Here is a 4,352-nt window from a genome sequence, read left to right on the forward strand (position 1 = left end):
GCCCGCCAGATAGGCCACGCCCAGCCCGGCAAGGCAGCAGCACAGGGCCAGCGCGACACGGGGCAGGCGAATGGCGGCGTCCCGCGCTTCACGGCCCCTCAGCCCGCCGAACCCGGCGATGCAGGCCATGCAGGCGAACCCGAACAGATAGCCCCCGGTGGGTCCCAGCAGGTGGGCGAACCCGGCCTTGCCGCCGGAAAACACCGGCAGCCCCAGCACCCCGGCCAGCACGTACAGCAGCATGGCCCCGGCCCCGCGCGCCGGGCCAAGCACCAGCCCGGCCAAGGCCACGAACAGGGTCTGCAAGGTCACCGGCACCGGCCCCACGGGCAGCATGACCATGGCCCCCACGGCAATGAGCGCGGCCATCAGGGCCGTCCAGACAAGGCGGTGCAGGCCCGCCAGCGGGGCGTCGTGCATGTGTCTCCCGTCCGCGCGTCCGCGCGGGGTTGTGGTGTGCGCCCGCAACATAGGGCCACGGCCCGCGCCGGTCAACGAGGGGCGCGGAGGCAGCGCGGCAGTGATCGCGGCTCGCACCTGACCGGGCGCTCCCCTGCCCTTGCCAGCGAATCCCTGTCTTTCGGTTTCCCCCACCCGACGCCCGCTCACTGACGGTATGGAGCGCGGAGGGGCGTCAGGCAAGGAAGGCTCGCTGGCCGCGACCGGAGTGTACTCTTGGGTACATGACGGAAGCGGGCGGCGCAGCCTGACGCAGCATCACGCCCCTCCCCGCTCCATACCGACCGCGACCGGAGTGTACTCTTGGGTACATGACGGAAGCGGGCGGCGCAGCCTGACGCGGCATCACGCCCTTCCGCGCTCCATGCCGATGGTGGACGAGGGCGGGCGTCCCTGCTATCCGAAACACCCATGTCCACCCCGCCATCTTCTTCGTCCGGCTCTTCGCCCACACCCTGCCGCCCCGACACCTACGCACCCGTGGTCGAGGTGCATGCCTGTGGCCGCGCCTGGACGCTGGAACGCCATGCCGACCTCGAATCGCTGTGGGAAGAACTGGCCGCCTGCGACACGCCCAACCCCGTGGCGAATACCACCGGCACGGCGGACGCCGCCCGCGCCGCCTTCGTGGACGACGAGCGGCTGCCCTACTGGACCGAACTGTGGCCGGCCAGCCTTGGTCTTGCGGAATGGCTGGCCGAGAATCGCGCCGTGCTGCACGGTCGCCGCTGTCTGGACCTGGGCTGCGGACTGGGGCTTACGGCCATCGTGGGGCAGTGGCTTGGCGCGCGGGTCATCGGCATGGACTACGAGGAAGAGGCCCTGCGCTTTGCCCGGCTGAATGCCGCCCGCAACGGCGTGGCGCAGCCCCTGTGGACGGTGATGGACTGGCGCGTGCCCGCCGTGGCCGCCCGCTCGCTGGACATGGTCTGGGCGGGCGACATCATGTACGAGCGCCGGTTCGTGGCACCCGTCAGCGACTTTCTGGAGTATTCCGTGGCACGCGACGGGGTAGTCTGGGTGGCGGAACCCGGCAGAAACGTGTACGCTACCTTCCGCGAAACCCTGGAGGCCCGTGGCTGGACCACGCGTTGCGCCCGCACCATGCAGGTGGATGCGCTGTACCGGCAGGCCGAACGTGTTACCATACATCTCTGGGAGATGCGCCCCCCGCGCACCTAGGTTTCCTCCAAATTGTCCTTTTGCCCGTTGGCTACGTCAAACGTCGCCCACCATATCGGTCGAATACGATAAGAGTATACTCCCTCATGGCGGGCTTGTTTTCCTTGCCAACGGACAAAAATCCTAATTTGGGGTTCGCCCTGAAACTTCGCCTCCATTCAGGATTTCATCCAACATCCCGCAGGACACCGCCACCGCAACCACAGGAGCCGTTATGGGCCGCACCATCCGCTTCGGCGTCTCCCTCGATTCCGACCTGCTCGAAAAGTTCGATGACCTGTGCGACGACCGCTGCTACCAGACCCGGTCGGAAGCCATCCGCGACCTGATCCGCAACACCCTGGTCCAGCAGGAATGGGAAGACACGGACCGCGAAATCGCGGGCACCCTGACCATCGTGTACGACCATCACAAGAGCGATCTGGCCCAGCGGCTGACCGAAATCCAGCACGACCATCACGGCATCATCATCACCTCGCTGCACGTGCACCTGGACCATCACAACTGCCTTGAAGTGCTGGTGCTGAAAGGGCCCGGCTCGGAAGTGCGCGCGCTGTCGCAGCGGCTCATTTCCACCAAGGGCGTGAAGCACGGCAAGCTTTCGCTTACCACTACCGGTCAGGATCTGACGTAAGGATTTTTCAGGCATCACATGGAAGACGTACAGAACAGCCCGGCGCAGGTGGCCATGCCCATCGACCGCGTGGGGGTGAAGAACCTCAAGCTGCCCCTGGTGGTCCGCGACCGCGCCCAGGGCAGCCAGCATACCGTGGCCACCGTGGACATCGGCGTGGATCTGCCCGCGGAATTCAAGGGCACCCACATGAGCCGCTTCGTCGAGGCGCTGGAGAACTGGTCCGAGGAACTGGACTACAACTCCATGAAGCGCCTGCTCGAAGACGTGAAGGAACGGCTGCACGCCCGCAAGGCATACGCGCTGTTCCGCTTTCCCTACTTCGTGCGCAAGGGCGCGCCCTCCACGGGCAGCTCCGGCCTGGTGTGGTACGAATGCCGCCTGACGGGCGAACTTGGCGACGGCAAGCCCTCGTTCCTGCTGGAACTGGAAGTGCCGGTGATGACCGTGTGCCCGTGCTCCAAGGCCATCAGCGACGAAGGGGCGCACAGCCAGCGCGCCGTGGTGCGCATGTCCATCCGCATGACCGGGTTCAGTTGGATGGAGGAATTCATCGACCTGGCCGAGGCGGCGGGTTCGTCGCCGGTGTACACCCTGCTGAAGCGCGAGGACGAAAAGTACGTCACCGAGGACGCCTTCGCCCATCCCACCTTTGTGGAAGACGTGGTGCGCGCGGCGGCCCAGCGGCTGGAAGGCCATCCGCACGTGGCCTGGTTCCGGGTGGAGGTGGAAAGCTTCGAATCCATCCACTGCCACAACGCCTTCGCCAGCATCGAGCGAGAGGTGCGCAAGGGCTAGTCGCCCCTGCCGCCGGGCGCGGTCCTCGCAGGCCATTACCCAATCACACGCACGGCAGACATCCCCGGCAACCATCCGCCGGGGATGCCTTTTTTCGTGCGCTTGCGCCCACTGCAAACCGCCACACCGCACCCCGACCCTATTCCCCCCATGCCGCTCCTCCGCCCCCCCCGTGACAGGCGGCGTGATCGGTTTTACTATCTGTATCGGGGACGGGGACAGGAGACGGGGGGGGAGAGCGCGACCGCGCACCCGTACGGGAGACACGCCATGATCGACGGATTCGGCACACCGCTCAGCGCACTGGATGCCTTCGGCACGTCCATGGCCGTCACGGCCAACAACGTGGCGAACATGAACACGGACGAATTCCGTGCCTCCGACGTGCGCCTGCAAACCGGTCCTGCCAGCCAGAACGGGCAGAACGGGCAGAGCGGGCAGAGCGGGCAGGAGCAGGGCGTGCAGGTGGCGGAAATCCGCCAGAGCACCACAGAAGGCCCCCTGCGCATGGACCTGCGCCGCGTGGAGCATGAGGACGGCAGCGTTTCCGTGGAACAGGGCATCGTCGAAGGCAGCAACACCGACGTGGCCAAGGAAATGGTGAACATGATCACGGACCAGCGCGCCTTCGAGGCCAACGCCGCCGTGGTGCGCGCACGGGACGAGATGACGGGGATACTCGTCGACCGCTTCGTCTAGATTCCGGTGCCCTTGCCCGCCAACCGGGCCGTGCTTATCCTGAAAGGAAGGAAAAGAGGAAAGGCAGGAGATCGGAAGGCCTACCGCAACCTAGGGGCATCGCCCCGCAATCCACCGGCGCACCCGCCGGGCAGAGCCAAGGCAACATGCGCGCCGCGCACCCGCAAGGGTACGCGGCGCGCTTCTTTTTCGCCTTTTTCCCGTCTTTTGGAGGATGGCCGCTACAGCAATTCCAGATGCCGCAGCAGCACCACGGTGCCGAACAGCGTCAGCGCGGAAAGCATGGTGCTCACCACGATGGCCCGCGAGGTGTCGCGCGCGCCCGCGCCGTAGCTTTCCGCCACCACGTAGGCCACCGCCGCCGTGGGCATGGCCGCGAACAGCACCCCCATGCCCAGCCAGTGCCCACGCACCCCCAACGCCCACAGGCACAACCAGGTCAGCGCCGGATGGGCGAACAGCTTCACCGCGTTCACAGCCACCTGCCGGGCCAGCGGCGGAAGGGCCTGCGGGTCGCATTCGCCGCTGCCGCCCCCCGCGCCATCGGACGGACAGCCCGCGCCCTCGGCTGTCAGCTGCG

6 protein-coding genes are annotated in these 4,352 nt (G+C 66.9%); 4 read left to right on the top strand and 2 right to left on the bottom strand.

What is annotated here, in order from left to right:
• Window positions 1-420, bottom strand: a 420-nt coding sequence (locus FVW27_RS08385) for a biotin transporter BioY (RefSeq protein ID WP_167124283.1), incomplete at its 3' end; no start/stop codon positions are given.
• A 450-nt stretch (window positions 421-870) separates the two neighbouring features.
• Between FVW27_RS08385 and FVW27_RS08390 the strand changes: the two genes are divergently transcribed.
• From FVW27_RS08390 to FVW27_RS08405, 4 genes are all read left to right on the top strand, one after another.
• Entirely contained in the window at window positions 871-1,641 is a 771-nt protein-coding gene (locus FVW27_RS08390) for a class I SAM-dependent methyltransferase (RefSeq protein ID WP_167124285.1), read from the top strand.
• A 214-nt stretch (window positions 1,642-1,855) separates the two neighbouring features.
• A complete protein-coding gene (nikR, locus tag FVW27_RS08395) occupies window positions 1,856-2,275 on the top strand; it encodes a nickel-responsive transcriptional regulator NikR (RefSeq protein WP_167124287.1) in 420 nt (139 codons plus the stop codon).
• 18 nt (window positions 2,276-2,293) lie between these two features.
• Window positions 2,294-3,073 carry a GTP cyclohydrolase FolE2 gene (gene folE2 / locus FVW27_RS08400; protein ID WP_167124288.1) on the top strand — a complete coding sequence of 260 codons (780 nt, stop codon included), beginning with the start codon at window positions 2,294-2,296 and terminating at the stop codon, window positions 3,071-3,073.
• 270 nt (window positions 3,074-3,343) lie between these two features.
• Entirely contained in the window at window positions 3,344-3,772 is a 429-nt protein-coding gene (locus FVW27_RS08405; protein WP_167124290.1) for a flagellar basal body rod protein FlgC, read from the top strand.
• 221 nt (window positions 3,773-3,993) lie between these two features.
• Here FVW27_RS08405 and FVW27_RS08410 read toward each other — a convergent pair.
• Window positions 3,994-4,352, bottom strand: a 359-nt coding sequence (locus FVW27_RS08410; protein WP_208294703.1) for an AEC family transporter, incomplete at its 5' end; no start/stop codon positions are given.

The organism is Nitratidesulfovibrio liaohensis, from assembly GCF_011682075.1.
Classification (GTDB): Bacteria; Desulfobacterota; Desulfovibrionia; order Desulfovibrionales; family Desulfovibrionaceae; genus Cupidesulfovibrio; species Cupidesulfovibrio liaohensis.